Raw genomic sequence first — 16,311 nt, 5'->3', positions numbered from 1 at the left:
TTTAATGTAGTTGAAATGCTTAAATTCAATGAAATTTATAAATCAATTGTGATGGTCGGGTTTTCATTTATTGTGTCGTTTTCAAATTTTGTAAGTGCAAGCTGCAACCAAAATTCTGTCATATTTACGTGTGATTTAGAAAATAAAGGTGGCAGTTTGAAAGCTTGCTTTAATCAAGCTGAGAATTCGATGTACTTCGTTGTTGACGAAAATGGGTTGAAAACAGTTTATGCCCCACGAAAGGGGAAGAGTTTAGATAACTATAAATGGATAGATATTTCTCTTGAAGAACCTGAATTCATTCCTTTGAAATTTGAAGTAAATGAAAACAAGAATGCGTACTTTTCATTGACTAGAGGTGGTGGACGGTTGAGTGTCGTTGCTAGCTTCGTTGACATGATTGAAGATGAAAATGCTGTTGAGTACTACTGTGAATTGGGAACTGAAACAGCTCTGGATCCCAACGTTAGATTAAAAATAAAACACGTAAAGCCTAATGAGTTTGAAGCTTGGGGTTAAATAGCAATAGATTCCGGTGAGAGCCTAAATAAAATTCATTGTAATAAAAAGTTAGCTTTTCTAGAAAATCTACTCGAGACGTTTGGATAAGAAATGTTCAGATAAAAAGCGCCGAAAGGCGCTTTTTATTTTCTTTAAAATAAAGTATGGTCTCCCTCCTTTTAAAATGGTAAGTGTTGAATAATTATACAGTGGTTAGGTAAATGAATAAAATAACTAAACTCGCTTTGGCTTTGTCCGTATTGACATCTGTTGTTGGGTGTCAACTGGTCTCAAATACGCCGATGCAATCGACAGCAACGAAGGAAATAATTGAAAAAGCAAAGGCAGAGTTTGATGGACAACGTTTTTATAAGTTGAATGAATATGATGAAGAAATCAACGTTTCAGATGACGGGGTCATTACCTTCAAGTCTTACTTACCACGCAGTGGCGGCTATGAATGGGTACCAATTGTTATACGCGATACTAGTTTTCGTGTTTCTTGCGATTATTTCAGTGAATATGTTGAAGCTGGAATGGTTGTTCAGGTTCAGTTTGTAGGTAAACGCGGGCGCATTGAAAATTACGACAAGCAACGTTGTGAAGAGTACGGTGAGCCAACATGGCAATAAGATCTATGGATAATTAAAGCGCCGACAGGCGCTTTTTATTTACGTTTTAGTTAACCGTTAGAAAAGATGTAGACCAATCTTCGGAAGATTAGGCAAGCAATGCGTAGTATCTGGTCACAAGTTGGTATGAACTTGCCTTTTAGAAAACGCTAATAAAATCGCTAAACAGCTACATGATAATAGAACGACACCTAAGTTTTGTACTGTTCCAGCCATCGCTAATCCCGTCCCGATCATGATGTAGTACATGAGCCCAAATAAAGCGCCTGCGCTGCCAACCTGTTGTTTATAATTAACGAGTGCATCACTGAGTATGTTGGGTATCGCAATCCCGTAAGACATGACGACTAACACCATTGGAGCAACAAACCAGATTGATTGGTTCAGAATCAACACACCGACTGATCCAACGCTAATCAATATTGCTGAGAACCAAAGTAGCTGGCTTTTTTGAACATTTTTGGACACTAGGGATTTGTTTAAATAACTCCCAAGCAGAGTGCCTAACCCCAGTACCATGCCACTGTATCCAAATTGTTCGGAGTTATACCCAAGTGCTGAGAAAGTAAATGCGCCAAGCTGGTAATAAGAAAATAGAGCAATGTTATACAAAGCAACCAATAATCCTGAGCGCCAAATTCGCGCGTCTCTTACCATTTCCCAGCTAAGTTGATGCAACCGTACTGGTGTCTGTTCCTTCTGTGTTTCAGGAAGCTTAATAACGTTATAAGCGAGCAATACTAACGCGATTAAAAACAAGGCAAAAAACACATAACGGTATCCACCAAGCGCTGTAAGCTGCCCGCCTAATAGCATGCCAACTACCGGGCTGATTGATATACCCATCCCCATTAAGCTAAAGACTTTACTCAGTTCTTGACCGTCAAACGCGTCACGAAGCATGGTCTGTGTGACAACGGATCCTACCGCGATACCAAATGCGCTTAGGGCTCGCGCGGCCATGACAACAGCAAAGCTTTCGGTTTGAGTTGCGAGTAAAGATGCGCAGCCATAGATAAAGAGCCCAATAAGCATGGTGGGCCTTCTTCCCAGTTTATCTGCGAGAACTCCCCAAACTACAACGCCAATGGCAAAAGCTAGGAAGTAAATCGACAATGTTTGGGCTGCTTGTGCGTGGTTTACATCAAATGATAGAGCGATTGAGCTCAACGCTGGGCTATAGATGGTTTCTACAATTTGCGGAAACATCAACATAACCAGCATGAGCCATAAAGAGGGCTTAGTATTCATATTGTTACCCATCGTTAATTAAGTTGGCGGGCAGTATAAATGAAGCTATGATTGATCTAATAACAACATAAAAACCAAATACATCAACATTCGGACAAAATGGCGCTTATTAACGAAAAAACACAATTTGATGCAGACAAAATTTCTAATTGTGTAGTGGGAATTGCTGCGGATATTGGCAAGCACGACTCAGGTATGCATCAGCACAAAAAAGGGCAGTTATTGTACGCACCTCAAGGTTGTATGAGTTTTGCTCTGGAAGACTCGATTTGTATTTTGCCACCGACAAAGGCGGTTTGGATCCCACCTAATACGCCGCATCGCGCACTAATGACGAATGTGGTGGCGTATCGATCTTTGTATTTTGATTGTGAGGAGTTTGCCTGTCCGAGTAAGATCACGATGATAGAAGTGAATAATTTACTCCAAGCTCTTATTGATAAAATGTCATTTTGGGAGTGGGATAAGCCTAGCAGCGAGATGGTAAATACGACGGCGCTTTTTTGGGAGGAGTTTTATGCTGCGAAACGTTATTCGTTTCAGTTGCCTTTGCCATCGCATCGGCGCTTAACAACGTTTCGTCGAGAGTTGGTTGAACCTTCATTTCTAGCTCCTTCGCTTACTACTCTTGCAAGCAAAGTTGGGGCAAGCACCAAGACGGTAACACGATTATTTAAGTCGGAAACGGGTATGAATTATCAAGATTGGCGGCAACAGTGGAGGCTTTTAAAAGCAGTTGAATTGTTATCAACGGGCATGCCAGTCAGCGCAGTTGCCGATTGGCTGGAGTTTTCGTCAGACAGTGCTTTTATTGCTTTTTTCAAAAAGCAAACTGGACAAACACCTCTGACGTTTATGAAAACCAAGCCTTAAGCGTCAAAATGCTCACACTCTTTCTAGAACAACCCCCAGGTTCACAGGCTCAGCCTATAAAGCATACATAGACAGGTACCAACGTGCAGGTTACTTGTCTTTACTCTGCAGTTTGCGAAAGTATTGCGTGGTAAAATCAACAAAGGCTCGGATGCGTTTTGGTTGATGTCGGTCGTGATGATAAAGGAGTGAAAATTCCACACTCGGAATGCTCCAATTGGTAAACACTTCTTTTAGCTTGCCTGTCTGGAGTTCTTGTTGACAATAAAGTGCTGGCACACGGATGATGCCATTTCCCGCCAAGGCTGCTTTTATCATTACTCTGCCACTCTTACATCGTAACTGTCCACGTATCTGGTGTTCCGTTGACTGCTTTGTATTCGTGTTCTCAAATGCCCACCGTGTCACACTACCTGTCAAACAAACGTGTTTTTCTAAGTCCTTTGGATGCGAAGGATAGCCATATGTTTCTAAATAGTTTGGGCTTGCGTATGTCCCCATTTCCACATCGATCAGTTTGCGAGCGATAAAGTTGGAGTCGTCTAACTTTCCCATTCGAAAAGCGATATCGAATTCATCCGCGATTAAATCGACACGATGGCTACTAAAATCTAAGTTAATGCTCACTTGTGGGTGTTGGATTAGAAACTGAGCAACGATATCTGCGACAACGTCTTCTCCTAAATAGCCCCCCACACAGTTGATACGAATGTCACCTCTTAAGTCTTCTACATCATCAACCACTGCCATAACAGCTTGATCAATATTGTGAAGGGCAGTTTCACACTGTTTATACAGAACCTTGCCTGCTTCGGTGAGGTTCAGTGTTCGAGTGGTCCTTTGTAGCAAAGTGACACCAATCTGTTGCTCCAGATTTGTTATTTGACGTGAAACGTGTGAGCGAGAAACGCCAAGTTGCTCTGCTGCTTTCGTGAAGTTTCCTAGTTGAGCGATTAGGACGAAAGAGCGAATATCCGCAAGGTTGATGTGTGTTTGCATGATGATTTCTTCATAATTCAAAAAAGTATTGTTGCAGTATAACAACAGAGTTTCAACTAGGTCGGTATATATCAACAAACAAAGTTTTCTTAAACTTACCGCCACTGATGTAAACCGTTCGATTAAGGATTCAAAATGAAAAAGTTAATTGTTATTACAGGCGCTAGTTCAGGCATTGGTGAAGCGATTGCACGTCACTTCAGTGAACAGGGCCATGCTCTTCTTTTGTTAGCAAGACGTGTAGAACGTTTGGAAGCATTAAACTTACCAAATACGCTTTTTGAAAAGGTAGATGTGACCGACAAAGCTTCTTTTGAGGCTGCAATTGAGAAAGCTGAAGCGTTGTATGGTCCGGTAGATGCACTTGTAAATAACGCAGGCGTTATGCTTCTAGGTCAGATAGATACTCAGGAAGCATCGGAGTGGAAGCGCATGTTTGATGTGAACGTAATTGGTTTGCTCAATGGCATGCAGTCCGTCCTAGCACCTATGAAAGCACGTAACAGTGGTACGATCATTAACATCAGCTCTATCGCGGGCAAGAAAACATTCCCTGATCATGCTGCTTATTGCGGTACCAAATTTGCGGTTCATGCTATTTCTGAAAACGTACGTGAAGAAGTTGCGTCATCGAATGTTCGCGTTACGACGATTGCACCTGGTGCAGTGGAAACGGAATTACTTTCACATACAACGTCTCAAGATATTAAAGATGGTTATGACGCCTGGAAGGTGGATATGGGCGGCGTGTTGGCAGCAGACGACATTGCACGAGCAGTGCTGTTTGCTTATCAGCAACCGCAAGGTGTATGTGTTCGTGAAATTGCTTTGGCACCGACAAAACAACAACCTTAACATTGAGTTACGGCGATTTTAGGTCACTAAAGCCGTAAAACTTTGCATATCGATTCGTGATTGAGATGGCATCTTTAAACTAAGTTGCGTGAAAATTTAGGTCATCCATTTAAATCCGGACACTAAGTGTGTTATTGCTTATACCCAAGTTACTCAAGGTGAGAAAAAACTTTGAGTAATTTGGGTTTTTATTTGGTCTCAATTTTAGGTAGCGGAATTTATTTAGGTCGAAGGCGATAGTTGTGAAGAAAGGAGAGTGTGACGTAAAACAAAATGAAGCAATATCCGTCTCTTAATGAGAATTGATTTCATCAACGTCACAAGCCGTTACAATTATCCGTTAGGTATTATACTTTGTGGATGGTTAATATTTAACCAAACAAGGAGGTGTGTATGAAACGATTCGCAAACATACTTTTTGCAACACAAGGATTGCCAGGCCATAGTGACGCCCTCGAACAAGCGATGAGGATTGCATCTAGCAACAAAGTGCCTGTCTCAGGGCTAATAGCGTGTCCTGATTTCCCAACAGACATGATCCAGTATCAGCAAAGTTATGAGCAATCGCTGCAAGACTCCCTCAAACAAAGTATTCACGAATACAGACAGAAGCTGGGACTCTCTGAAGAGGATCTCGCATTTCCTCTTACTGTGAAAAGCAGTGAAAAGCCCGCTGTCTGTATTATTAAAGAAGCATTAGCTGATAACAAAGATCTCATCATCAAAGAAGCTGAACCGCTCGGTGAAGGTGCTGAGGGTTTCAAAGCTATTGATATGACTCTGTTACGAAAATGCCCTTGTCCGCTTTGGTTGCACCGACCAATTGATAAGCCAAGAGATAAGCGCCGTGTTGCTGTGGCTATCGACCCATTAACGGCAAGCGATGAACAGCACTCATTAGCCGTGCGTTTACTCGAATTATCGCGTTCGATTGCCGACACCTGCGATAGTCGTTTACACGTGATTTCTTGCTGGGAGTATTACTTAGAAAACTACCTAAATGGTAACGCTTGGATTCAAGTCGATGATGCTGAGTTGAAACATGAACTCGACAAAGCAAAAGCCGATCATAAACAAGCTCTGCAAAAGCTGTTGGAGGAGTCTGGGATTACAGGTGAAATTGTGATTCACCACCTGCATGGAAAACCCGACGAAAAGATTCCAGATTACGTAGAGAGTATTGAGGTAGACGTGCTGGTAATGGGAACCTTAGCGAGAACTGGTATATCTGGCTATGTCATTGGTAATACGGCTGAAAATATTTTGCAATCGATTAACTGTAGTTTGGTCGCTCTTAAGCCCGATGGTTTTGTCTCACCGATTCAGTAATTGGGGTGTAACAAAGTTGGGTTTAAGTGATGTTTTAGGTAAAGGAGGGAGATGGATCTCTAGAACATGGAATTATCAATGTATCAATAAGTTATCAGAGGAGAGTGACATGAAAAACCTATGCCCGAAATGCCACACAGAAATGATAGAACGTTCGAATGTTTATGTTTGTCCGAGAAATGATATCGGTGACTGCACCTACGATGCATTCGAGTTAGCTGATGACGATAATCCATATACATTCAGCCAAGAACACGTAAGTAGTGACCTACGTTCTTATGCCGTAGCAGACAGCAAATAGCGGTTTGTATCGGCGTTCCTCTAAGTAGCACTCAGTGATTACTGTTTGCTACTTTTCCCTTGGTTTCATGATCGTTTTTGAAGCGCTTGGGCTAAAACAATACAGTGGAGTTTGTCATTTACGCCGGATAGGGCGTATCTTCTTATAATAACGAATGGGCTGCGATGTTGAATAACATAACGGGTAAAGAAAACCTGCCGAAAAACCTAGATAATCAGTTGGTCTTACTGATTTTCCCTGCGCTGCCAGTTTTAATCTTCTCTTTTCTCTTCTATATCTATACTCCTGTAGGCGTGAGCTGGAATGCGGAATGGATACCAAGCCTCGATATCAACCTTAGCTTTAGATTAGATGGTCTTTCATTTCTTTTTGCGGGACTGATCAGTGGGATTGGCGCACTGATTCAAATCTACGCTTTGGCTTATTTACGAGAAAGTGATAGCCGGTTTTCCTTTCATTTGTATCTAACCCTATTCATGCTTGCCATGCTAGGGATTGTGATGAGCGATAACATTCTGTTGTTATTTGTTTTCTGGGAACTCACCACCATCACTTCTTACTTACTGATCGGGTTTAATCACGAAAATAAAACGTCTCGGAAAAACGCCTTGCAGTCGCTGATTGTTACCGGTGCTGGTGGACTAGCGTTGCTAGCTGGTCTTATCTTGCTGGGAGCAATGGCTGGGAGTTATGAGCTAAATACCATTATCGAGCAGGCAGACACTATTGCGCAGCATGAATGGTTTATCCCATCTCTAGTGCTCATACTACTCGGTGCATTTACTAAATCTGCGCAATTCCCGTTTCATTTTTGGCTACCTAACGCGATGGCAGCTCCCACTCCGGTCAGTGCGTATTTACACTCGGCAACAATGGTAAAGGCAGGCATTTACCTATTAGCACGTTTATCGCCAGTTTATGCCCACAGCGAGATCTGGTTTTATGCTTTAGTCATCACTGGGAGTATCACGGCCATTTGGTGCACATTTGTCGCATTAAAACAAACTGACTTGAAGCTGATGCTAGCCTACAGCACGAATGTTGCTTTGGGTAAATTAACATTATTACTAGGTATGGGCACAGATTTGGCCGTTAGTGCAGTATTGATGTTTATTCTCGCTCACTCTTTCTATAAAGCTGCGCTGTTTATGGTGGTGGGTAATATCGACAAAGCGACAGGAACACGAGATATTGATCAATTGTACGGCCTGAAGTCAGTTCTCGTCATCAGCATGGTTGCGGGGAGTTTGGCTGCATTGTCTAAAGCGGGGTTCCCGCCGTTGTTAGGCTTTTTGAGCAAAGAATACATGTACAAGTCCGCAGTAGAGCTCAATAACTGGATCGCCTTTGTACTTTTAATCGTGAATATACTGATGGTCGCGCTAACCATTATGCTTATTGCGAGACCATTCTTTGCTCGCCGTGATCTCGCGCCGATTGAAACTAAGCCAGTTGAGACAAAAAAAGCCATGTGGATCTCGCCTTTGCTCTTGGCAGTTGGCAGCCTCCTAGTTCCGTTATTCGGTTTGAATTGGTTAGATCGCAATATTATTTTTCCGGGCTCTGCTGACATTCTGCCCACAGCAGCTCTTAAAGAGACATCACTATGGCATGGCGTGAATGTACCGTTAGTGTTAAGCGTTATTACGCTAGCGTTGGGGTATGTGGTGTACCGTGTTTATCCAGCTGTGTCTGCATTTTTTCAGCGGTTACATCTATTCGTCCCCAAAGCGGAGAATATTTTTGAACGACTATTAGATGGCATGATGACAGTGGCGAAGTGGCAAACGGCGCGGTTACAGCAAAAGAAATTGAGTCGCTATGTCCTATTATTTTTCACGGTACTTGCCGTTGCGTTACTGAGTCAGGTAGCGCTTATTCCTCTGCCTTTGGTTGGCGAACTTTCAAGTGTCACTTTCTATGAGATTGGTATTGCCTTATTGTTGATTGGTGCTGCGCTCGTATGTACGTTGTCCCACGCAAGACTTCTTGCGATTTCTGCGCTTGGTATGATTGGCTTCATGACCACGCTTGTTTTTATGATTTATAGCGCCCCGGACGTTGCGAAGACTTTACTGTTAGTGGAAACATTAATGGTGGTCTTTCTTGCATTGTTAATGCGTCATATGCCGCGTCTAGCCACCGTGCCCAAGCATTCAATAAAACGTAAAGTAGCGAATATTTGCATAGCAGGTGTGATAGGTGTTTCGGTTACTTTACTTTTGTTAGGAATCACGTCTCAGCCGATGGACTCTTCGGTGTCAGATTTCTTTGCAGAAAACAGTGTCCCGGGTGGACATGGGCGAAACATTGTTAACGTTATTCTGGTCGACTTTCGCGCATTTGATACATTGGGAGAAGTTGTCGTCGTTGTTATTGCTGGGATTGCGGCAGTGAGTTTGCTTAAGACAAGAGCGAAAAAGCAAAATCGTATCCAATCATTAATTTTTGCAACCACGGCACACATTGTTTCGGCACTCATGCTCGTATTTTCAGTGTATCTGTTGTTACGTGGTCATAATGAACCGGGTGGTGGCTTTATTGGTGCGTTGATTGCCGTTATTGGTTTATCACTTCTCATGTTCGCGGAATCACCGAAATACGTTCGTTCTAGGTTGTATTTCAAACCGTTTCTCATTGCGTTATCTGGCATCGCATTGAGCTTAGTTTCTGGTGCTTTGAGCTTTGCGTTTGATAAACCGTTTTTGACCGGACTGTGGTGGAAGGATGTTATACCCCTAGGGACGCCATTGGTTTTTGATGTTGGTGTTTACCTTGCCGTTATAGGTGGCGTGATGGGTATGCTGCTTCGTATTAATGAGGAGCTAGAGTGATGGAAATAGTCTGGAGTGTTGTCGTTGGAGTATTTGTCGCAGCAGGTGTTTATTTAATGCTTGAAAAGCATATCTTGCGCCTTTTGTTCGGCATCATGTTACTCAGTAGTGCGGTTAACCTTGCTATTTTTACCGCTGGGAGGCTGACGCCCGGAGAGCCGCCATTGATTGGCGATAATGCTCTTTTACCACCAGATAGCGCGGCAAATCCTTTACCTCAAGCGCTTATCTTAACTGCGATAGTCATCGGTTTTGGACTACTTATTTTTGCTTTAATGCTGTTCTATCGAGCTTATAAAGACACTGGAACTGCAAACGTCGATGAAATGCAACGTTCTGAGGAGGGTCAATGAGTTCGATTTTGCTTACGTTACCGGTTGTTCTCTCGCTGAGTACGGCGTTGACTATCTTCTTCGTCCGTCGCTCAACAAAAAGTGTTGAGTGGTTGAGCGGTGTAAGTGCGATTTCGAACCTTTTCGTTGCGGGCTTTCTCACAGAAAACATCATAAATAATGGTATTCAAGCCGTTGCTTTTGGTCAGTGGAGTGCGCCATTTGGTATCGTGTTTGTCGCAGATTACCTCAGCGTTGCTATGGTGATGATAACGGCGGTGATTGGTGCGATATGTGTTTTCTACGCGATGGCGGACCTTCACCGAAAGCCCTCCTATAGCAATTACCATGCGTTAATGCACATGTTGCTTGCTGGCGTTTATGGCGCTTTCCTGACTGGAGATATTTTTAATCTGTATGTTTGGTTTGAGGTCATGCTCATTTCATCATTTGGTTTAATGGTGTTAGATGCAACGAAAACTCAAGTTGATGGTGCAGTAAAGTACGTCATGTTGAACCTGATTTCGACGCTGGTATTTTTGCTTGCTATCGGCTTGTTGTATGGCGCAACGGGCACCTTGAACCTGGCCGATCTCTACACCAAAGTAGGGGAAAATGAATTGAGCATCAACATGATGCTGTCCGCGCTGTTTTTGTTTGCCTTCTCTATTAAAGCGGCACTCTTTCCTTTATTTGCTTGGTTGCCCGCTTCTTATCACACGTTACCAAGCGGTGTGGTTGCACTGTTTGCCGCGTTGCTTACTAAAGTCGGTGTATACGCGTTGATAAGAGTCTTCACCTTAGTATTTCCGCTCTCCGAGAGTGGCTGGCAACCGACGTTAATTTGGGTCGCAGGGCTAACCATGTTAACGGGCGTTTTAGGAGCGGCTAGCCAATTCGACATTAAGAAAATTCTTTCTTTTCATATTATTAGCCAAATAGGCTATATGATCATGGGGTTGGCTATTTACACTCCCTTAGCTTTAGCCGGTGCCATTTTCTACATTGTTCATCACATCATTGTAAAAGCGAATTTGTTCTTAATAGGTGGATTCATCGAGCGCAAATATGGCTCTAGTCAACTTGAACATTTGGGTGGGGTATATAAAGCTATGCCTTGGTTGGCGTTCTTGTTTCTTGTGCCTGCGTTTTCTCTGGCCGGTTTTCCACCGCTATCGGGTTTCTGGGGAAAGCTATTGGTCATCAAGTCGAGCATACAGGCTGAATATTACTGGTTAGCAGGTACCGCGTTATTGGTGGGGTTGCTTACTGTCTACTCGATGACGAAAATTTGGAGTGAGGCATTTTGGAAAAAGCCATTTAGAGAGAAGCCAGAACAGACTCTGCAGGCCAAAGTGCATTGGTTGTACTGCGTTCCAATTATTGTATTGACGACGTTGACGCTAATCATTGGCTTAGTGGCGGAGCCTTTTTATCAATTTTCCGTTCAAGCTGCAGAACAACTGTTAAATCCGACTGAATACATCAGAGTGGTGTTAGGAGGAAATGCATGATCTATCTATTCCTCAATTTTTTCTTAGCGTTAGCGTGGATGATGCTTAATGGCAGCTATTCGAGTCTGAATTTTGTTGTCGGATTTACGGTCGGTTTTTTTGCTTTAAGGTTGAGTCAACCATTTGGATTGAAAACGAGCTATTTTCAACGTTTTGCATCTGCATTGAAGTTATTGGTGTACTTCGCTTATGAAATGGTTATATCGGTTGCGAAAGTGGTGTGGGACGTCGTGACACCTACTCATTTGAGTCAGCCTGATATCGTTTATGTCCCTCTGGAGGTCGATTCTGATCTAGAAATCACATTACTGGCGAACATGGTTTCTTTAACACCGGGCACGCTTAGTTTGGATGTTACGGCTGATAAAAAGTATCTTATCGTTCATGCCATGTTTGCACCTGAACATGAAGAGGTTATTCGCGGAATTAAAGATGGGTTAGAGCATCGAATTTTGGAGGTGACGCGTGGATAGTTGGCTGCAAATAACGGTCACTTTTGCCTATTCTGGGCTACTACTCAGCTTTGTTATGGCTTTTGCTCGTTTAATTCTAGGACCAACGCTAGCTGATCGAGTTGTGGCGTTAGATCTGATTTCATTTATCACTATCGGATTTATTACGGTTTATACCTTAGACAGCGGTGAGGACGCTCTGTTAGACATCGCCATTACATTAGGTTTGGTCGCATTTCTCGGCACGATCGCATTTGCACGTTTGATCGTTAAAAGAAAGGAGAAAGAATAATGGACGTGTTGATTGGACTATTTTTATGCTTAGGAACATTGTTGACCTTGGTTGCAAGTCTAGGTGTCCTGAGGCTTCCTGATTTGTATACCCGAATGCATGCAGCGACCAAAGCTGGAACTGTCGGAGTGAGCTGCTTGTTATTAGCGGTCGCTTTCTCACTCCCTGAAGTTACCGTGATCTCTCGGGTTATCGGTACGATGTTGTTTATCGTTCTCACTGCGCCAGTCGCCTCCCACCTGCTCGGCAGAGCAATGCGAGAGGTCGGATATAAGATTTGGCGCAATGATTAACCATTAGCGTCGAATAGTACTACGTCCTAGTTGAAATAAACTCGAAGCTGTATTGATGAAGTCGGAAGTAATTGACGGTATATTCAAATGCACGACCATCTTCTAGGTAACCAGTGGACTCAACTTTTAGAATAGGGGAAGCTTCTGATTCATTCAGGTATGAGGCCGTCTCTGCATCTAACAAATACGGTTTGACAGACTGACTGCTTTTTGCAATTTTCAATCCTTTGCTATTTTCAATGTACTCATATTTAGAACCATTCATTATGGCTATGCTCAAGTCTGGAAATAACACTGCTGGCATATGAGTGACTTCGTAAATTTCAGGCTCATCATTAATACATCTGAGTCTATGTATTTCATATGTATCATCATTGGGCGAGAGATTTAACTGCTTAGCAACCTGTTCATTCGGTTTTTTAAGTTCGAACTTTATGACTTGAGAGCTAGGCGTTTTCCCCTGTTTACTGACTTCCTCGATAAAACCCAGCAAATGTAAGGCATCATGTTGGGCTTTTAGATCGTTTACATAAGTTCCACTACCTCTTGTCCGACTAATTAAATTATTGTCGACCAGAATTTGTAAGCTTTTTCTGATGGTTACGCGGCTTACGGAAAACTCTTCTTGCAAATCACTCTCTTTTGGAAGCATCGATTTAGGTTGTAGTTCCCCATCTTTGATCTTTTTTTCTAATCGTTCCGCAATGTCTATGTATTTGGGTTTCATAATACCTCGCTAAGTCTTGGATCATGATAGCAAGAATGTGATCTGAGATGTAGTTAATACTTTTCCTTAGGATCTTTGTGTGATTTTTATCTCGTATCTTTGTGCTTACACTTTAAATGTATCATAAAAGTATTAATGCTTATTTTATACATTTTCAGGGTGAACATTTGAGGTAGCGAAATGAAACGTCAAAAATTAACGATTGTTGGTGCTGGCAGTACATACACACTTGGTATGATGAACAGCCTTATTGCCGAAAAAGATAACTTTCCACTCGCAAAAGTCGTGTTTTACGACATAGATGAGAAACGCCAAGAGTCGAATGCATTAGCTACTGAAATTCTATTGCGAGAACACTATCCAGAAGTTGAAGAGTTTGTTTATACAACGGATAAATCTGTCGCATTCGCAGATTCGGACTTTTTCTTTATCCAGATCCGCACTGGCGGGTTGGCCATGCGCGAGCGCGATGAACAAATCCCGCTATCCAACTCTTGTGTTGGGCAAGAGACATGTGGCGCGGGAGGAATGGCATATGGACTTCGCTCTATCGGCGACATGATCCAGCTAGTGAACGAGATCCGACAAACGTGTCCAGATGCGTGGATTCTTAATTACACCAACCCGGCGGCAATTGTCGCTGAAGCTTTAAATCGTGAATTTCCGCATGATAAGCGAATTCTAAATATCTGTGATATGCCAGCAGCGATTATGGTCAGCTATGCGCAATTGTTAGGATGTGAAATTTGGGACTTCGTTCCTGAATATTTTGGGCTTAATCACTATGGCTGGTTTACCAAAATTCGTAACAAACAGGGTGAAGACTTAACGGACAAAATTAAAAATATCATCCTAAAAGAAGGGATCAGTGCGGTTGATGCGGAAATAGCGGATGACCCATCGTGGCAAGCCACATTCAAAAACATGAGAACAATGCTTGCTGATAATCCAGAGTTTTTGCCGAATACGTATCTTCAATACTATTTGTACCCTGAAAAAATGGTGGCGAAAGAGGATATCAATAATACTCGCGCAAGGCAGGTAATTAACGGCCGTGAGAAACGAGTGTTCGAATTGAACGCAAGAATAATTGAAGCGGGCACCACGAAGCACGAAACACTGCATGCCGATATCCATGGTCGATACATGGTGAGAGTCGCGGCTTCGCTAGCCTACAACTTGAGCGATGTGTATCTCGTCATCGTACCGAATAATGGTGCTATTACAAATTTACAAAATGACGCCATGGTAGAAGTTCCAGCTGCGCTAACTAGTGATGGACCGAAAGCTTTTACTGTAGGAAAAATCCCAACCTTCCAAAAAGCCATGATTGAAAGCCAACTTGGTTACGAGAAATTAGTCGTGGATGCTTGGTACGAAGGAAGTCAGCAAAAGCTGATTAATGCACTCACACTTAACCGTACCGTGGTTAATGTGCCAAAAGCTAAAGAAATAACAAAACAATTACTAGAAGAAAATAAAGCCTACCTTCCTCAATTTTTTCAATAACAACTGGACGTTCGGGGCCTACTTGTAGGCTCCGTGAATGAAACAAGAGGTTTATATGAAAGACATTATTCAAAGGTTCGGGGCCGCGATGTTTGTTCCCGTTCTATTATTTCCAGCAGCGGGCATGTTATTAGGTTTCTCTGTTGTGCTGTTAAATCAAGAAGTGTTTCCTTGGGCACTAGAGGGGAGTGCTTGGGTTAAAGTCTCGACGATCATTTTACAGGCATCACTCGCTGTATTTAAAAATATGGCACTTATTTTTGCCGTTGGGTTACCTATCGCTTTAGCTAAAAAAGCATCTGGTCGCGCTGTACTTGCAACACTTGTTTCCTACATTACGTTTAACTACGTTATTGGTGGAATCTTTCAATTTTGGGGACCAGAACTGGGCGTGAACTATACGGAAGGTGAGCGAGGTTTGACTGAAGTTGGTGGCATTCTAACGCTTGATACCAACTTGCTAGGTGCGATTTTAATTGCAAGTCTCTCTGTTTGGGTTCACAACCGGTTCTTTGATAAAAAGCTACCGGATTGGGCGGCTGTATTTGGCGGAACGCCATTGGTTGTGATCATTAGCTTCCCAATTATGGTCGTGATGGCAATTCTAACTTGTTTGACTTGGCCAAGTATTCAGCATGGTATTAACAATCTGCAATCATTTTTGGTTTCTGCTGGATCGTTAGGGGTATGGCTATTTACGTTTTTAGAGCGAATAATGATACCAACGGGGTTGCATCATTTCGTATATGGTCCCGTTTTTTATGGGCCTGTTGCAGTCGATGGCGGAACGGTTTCCTATTGGATTCAAAATATACAGACATTCGCCCAGAGCTCGGAAAGTTTAACGACACAATTTCCTCAGGGTGGTTTGATGTTGACGGGAATGGGTAAAGTGTTTGGTTGTACGGGTATCGCACTAGCACTCTATTCAGTTGCGAAAAAAGAAAATAAAAAGATGGTGATGGGGTTAGTGCTCGGAGCCGCAATCACAGCAATTCTTACAGGGATCACCGAACCAATAGAGTTTACATTCTTATTTATCGCACCTGCGCTGTTTGCTTTGCATGCGTTGTTATCTGCGACAATGGCAACGATCGCCTTTATGTTTGGTGTTTCCGGTAACTTTCAGACTGGCTTGATAGACTTCATTTTCCAAAACTGGTTGCCTTTGGCTGGTAACCATGCAGGAACATACGTGATTCAGATTATTATTGGTCTCATGTTTACTGGTGTCTACTTTGTTACGTTTCGCGCGCTTATTTTAAAATACAACATACTTACTCCGGGACGTGAAGGTGCAGATAGTAAGTTGTATTCCAAAGCTGACTACAAAGAAGCGAAAGCGGTCCATAACAGTAGCGCAAGTCCGTCACAAGCTAGTGCCTTTATTGAAGGTTTGGGTGGAAAAGAAAACATTGAATTGTTAACTAATTGCGCGACGCGTCTGCGTGTTAAAGTTAAAGATGTCTCTCTGGTAAAGGAGAACGCATTTTTCACACAGCACGGAGCGGTGAATATTGTTAGAAATCAAGAGAGCCTTCAAATCATCGTTGGTTTAACGGTGCCACAAGTTCGCGAAGATATGAGCCAACTGATAAAAGCTTAACCCCCAAACTA

17 protein-coding genes are annotated in these 16,311 nt (G+C 42.6%); 14 read left to right on the top strand and 3 right to left on the bottom strand.

Annotated features, from left to right (window positions below):
• Positions 1-15: 15 nt before the first annotated feature.
• Both R7E42_RS02375 and R7E42_RS02370 read left to right on the top strand, forming a co-directional pair.
• Positions 16-519: a hypothetical protein gene (locus R7E42_RS02375; RefSeq protein ID WP_005373343.1), complete on the top strand. Its 504-nt coding sequence runs from the start codon at positions 16-18 to the stop codon at positions 517-519.
• A 203-nt stretch (positions 520-722) separates the two neighbouring features.
• On the top strand, positions 723-1,133 hold the full coding sequence (locus tag R7E42_RS02370; protein ID WP_054577796.1) for a hypothetical protein: 411 nt from the start codon (positions 723-725) through the stop codon (positions 1,131-1,133).
• Positions 1,134-1,247: 114 nt separating this feature from the next.
• Here R7E42_RS02370 and R7E42_RS02365 read toward each other — a convergent pair whose 3' ends face one another.
• Complete coding sequence (locus R7E42_RS02365; RefSeq protein WP_318071065.1) at positions 1,248-2,384, bottom strand: multidrug effflux MFS transporter; 1,137 nt, start codon at positions 2,382-2,384, stop codon at positions 1,248-1,250.
• 99 nt (positions 2,385-2,483) lie between these two features.
• On the opposite strand from R7E42_RS02365, the gene R7E42_RS02360 reads away from it, so the two are divergent.
• A complete protein-coding gene (locus R7E42_RS02360; RefSeq protein ID WP_064376645.1) occupies positions 2,484-3,257 on the top strand; it encodes an AraC family transcriptional regulator in 774 nt (257 codons plus the stop codon).
• A gap of 90 nt (positions 3,258-3,347) precedes the next feature.
• On the opposite strand, the gene R7E42_RS02355 is transcribed toward R7E42_RS02360, so the two are convergent.
• Positions 3,348-4,256, bottom strand: coding sequence for a LysR family transcriptional regulator (locus R7E42_RS02355; protein ID WP_005373334.1), 909 nt, complete (start codon positions 4,254-4,256; stop codon positions 3,348-3,350).
• 135 nt (positions 4,257-4,391) lie between these two features.
• On the opposite strand from R7E42_RS02355, the gene R7E42_RS02350 reads away from it, so the two are divergent.
• The 9 genes from R7E42_RS02350 to mnhG all read left to right on the top strand — a co-directional run bounded on the left by R7E42_RS02350 (position 4,392) and on the right by mnhG (position 12,458).
• A complete protein-coding gene (locus R7E42_RS02350) occupies positions 4,392-5,111 on the top strand; it encodes an SDR family oxidoreductase (RefSeq protein ID WP_318071066.1) in 720 nt (239 codons plus the stop codon).
• A gap of 393 nt (positions 5,112-5,504) precedes the next feature.
• The gene (locus R7E42_RS02345; RefSeq protein ID WP_318071067.1) at positions 5,505-6,440 is read left to right on the top strand and encodes a universal stress protein; all 936 of its coding nucleotides are present in this window, start codon (positions 5,505-5,507) and stop codon (positions 6,438-6,440) included.
• A 109-nt stretch (positions 6,441-6,549) separates the two neighbouring features.
• The gene (locus R7E42_RS02340) at positions 6,550-6,741 is read left to right on the top strand and encodes a hypothetical protein (protein ID WP_005373328.1); all 192 of its coding nucleotides are present in this window, start codon (positions 6,550-6,552) and stop codon (positions 6,739-6,741) included.
• 164 nt (positions 6,742-6,905) lie between these two features.
• Entirely contained in the window at positions 6,906-9,575 is a 2,670-nt protein-coding gene (mbhE, locus tag R7E42_RS02335; protein WP_318072304.1) for a hydrogen gas-evolving membrane-bound hydrogenase subunit E, read from the top strand.
• Complete coding sequence (locus tag R7E42_RS02330; RefSeq protein ID WP_017633704.1) at positions 9,575-9,928, top strand: Na+/H+ antiporter subunit C; 354 nt, start codon at positions 9,575-9,577, stop codon at positions 9,926-9,928. Before mbhE ends, R7E42_RS02330 begins: the two co-directional genes overlap by 1 nt.
• The gene (locus R7E42_RS02325; RefSeq protein WP_186585403.1) at positions 9,925-11,421 is read left to right on the top strand and encodes a Na+/H+ antiporter subunit D; all 1,497 of its coding nucleotides are present in this window, start codon (positions 9,925-9,927) and stop codon (positions 11,419-11,421) included. The genes R7E42_RS02330 and R7E42_RS02325 overlap by 4 nt, the downstream gene beginning before the upstream one ends.
• On the top strand, positions 11,418-11,894 hold the full coding sequence (locus R7E42_RS02320; RefSeq protein WP_005373320.1) for a Na+/H+ antiporter subunit E: 477 nt from the start codon (positions 11,418-11,420) through the stop codon (positions 11,892-11,894). The genes R7E42_RS02325 and R7E42_RS02320 overlap by 4 nt, the downstream gene beginning before the upstream one ends.
• Positions 11,887-12,165, top strand: coding sequence for a cation:proton antiporter (locus R7E42_RS02315; protein WP_005373317.1), 279 nt, complete (start codon positions 11,887-11,889; stop codon positions 12,163-12,165). The genes R7E42_RS02320 and R7E42_RS02315 overlap by 8 nt, the downstream gene beginning before the upstream one ends.
• On the top strand, positions 12,165-12,458 hold the full coding sequence (gene mnhG, locus R7E42_RS02310; RefSeq protein WP_005373314.1) for a monovalent cation/H(+) antiporter subunit G: 294 nt from the start codon (positions 12,165-12,167) through the stop codon (positions 12,456-12,458). Before R7E42_RS02315 ends, mnhG begins: the two co-directional genes overlap by 1 nt.
• A gap of 19 nt (positions 12,459-12,477) precedes the next feature.
• Here the strand turns inward: mnhG and R7E42_RS02305 are convergent, their stop codons facing one another.
• Positions 12,478-13,185, bottom strand: a complete 708-nt coding sequence (locus R7E42_RS02305; RefSeq protein WP_005373312.1) for a GntR family transcriptional regulator — start codon at positions 13,183-13,185, stop codon at positions 12,478-12,480.
• Between the two features lie 180 nt (positions 13,186-13,365).
• Between R7E42_RS02305 and R7E42_RS02300 the strand changes: the two genes are divergently transcribed.
• Positions 13,366-14,694, top strand: a complete 1,329-nt coding sequence (locus R7E42_RS02300; protein ID WP_005373308.1) for a 6-phospho-alpha-glucosidase — start codon at positions 13,366-13,368, stop codon at positions 14,692-14,694.
• A 55-nt stretch (positions 14,695-14,749) separates the two neighbouring features.
• Positions 14,750-16,300, top strand: a complete 1,551-nt coding sequence (locus R7E42_RS02295; protein ID WP_262595979.1) for an alpha-glucoside-specific PTS transporter subunit IIBC — start codon at positions 14,750-14,752, stop codon at positions 16,298-16,300.
• Positions 16,301-16,311: the final 11 nt, after the last annotated feature.

This window comes from Vibrio sp. Vb1337, from assembly GCF_033338715.1.
Taxonomy (GTDB): Bacteria; Pseudomonadota; Gammaproteobacteria; order Enterobacterales; family Vibrionaceae; genus Vibrio; species Vibrio alginolyticus.
The sequence above is the reverse complement of the archived record's forward strand: the minus strand, read 5'-3'. Positions and strand labels throughout refer to the sequence as shown.

Coding starts and splice junctions, on each gene's coding strand:
- R7E42_RS02300 (WP_005373308.1), top strand. CDS start 13,366: ATGAAACGTCAAAAATTAACGATTGTTGGTGCTGGCAGTACATACACA.
- R7E42_RS02365 (WP_318071065.1), bottom strand. CDS start 2,384: ATGAATACTAAGCCCTCTTTATGGCTCATGCTGGTTATGTTGATGTTT.
- R7E42_RS02350 (WP_318071066.1), top strand. CDS start 4,392: ATGAAAAAGTTAATTGTTATTACAGGCGCTAGTTCAGGCATTGGTGAA.
- R7E42_RS02305 (WP_005373312.1), bottom strand. CDS start 13,185: ATGAAACCCAAATACATAGACATTGCGGAACGATTAGAAAAAAAGATC.
- R7E42_RS02375 (WP_005373343.1), top strand. CDS start 16: ATGCTTAAATTCAATGAAATTTATAAATCAATTGTGATGGTCGGGTTT.
- R7E42_RS02345 (WP_318071067.1), top strand. CDS start 5,505: ATGAAACGATTCGCAAACATACTTTTTGCAACACAAGGATTGCCAGGC.
- R7E42_RS02320 (WP_005373320.1), top strand. CDS start 11,418: ATGATCTATCTATTCCTCAATTTTTTCTTAGCGTTAGCGTGGATGATG.
- R7E42_RS02295 (WP_262595979.1), top strand. CDS start 14,750: ATGAAAGACATTATTCAAAGGTTCGGGGCCGCGATGTTTGTTCCCGTT.
- R7E42_RS02370 (WP_054577796.1), top strand. CDS start 723: ATGAATAAAATAACTAAACTCGCTTTGGCTTTGTCCGTATTGACATCT.
- R7E42_RS02330 (WP_017633704.1), top strand. CDS start 9,575: ATGGAAATAGTCTGGAGTGTTGTCGTTGGAGTATTTGTCGCAGCAGGT.
- R7E42_RS02325 (WP_186585403.1), top strand. CDS start 9,925: ATGAGTTCGATTTTGCTTACGTTACCGGTTGTTCTCTCGCTGAGTACG.
- R7E42_RS02360 (WP_064376645.1), top strand. CDS start 2,484: ATGGCGCTTATTAACGAAAAAACACAATTTGATGCAGACAAAATTTCT.
- R7E42_RS02355 (WP_005373334.1), bottom strand. CDS start 4,256: ATGCAAACACACATCAACCTTGCGGATATTCGCTCTTTCGTCCTAATC.
- mbhE (WP_318072304.1), top strand. CDS start 6,906: ATGTTGAATAACATAACGGGTAAAGAAAACCTGCCGAAAAACCTAGAT.
- mnhG (WP_005373314.1), top strand. CDS start 12,165: ATGGACGTGTTGATTGGACTATTTTTATGCTTAGGAACATTGTTGACC.
- R7E42_RS02340 (WP_005373328.1), top strand. CDS start 6,550: ATGAAAAACCTATGCCCGAAATGCCACACAGAAATGATAGAACGTTCG.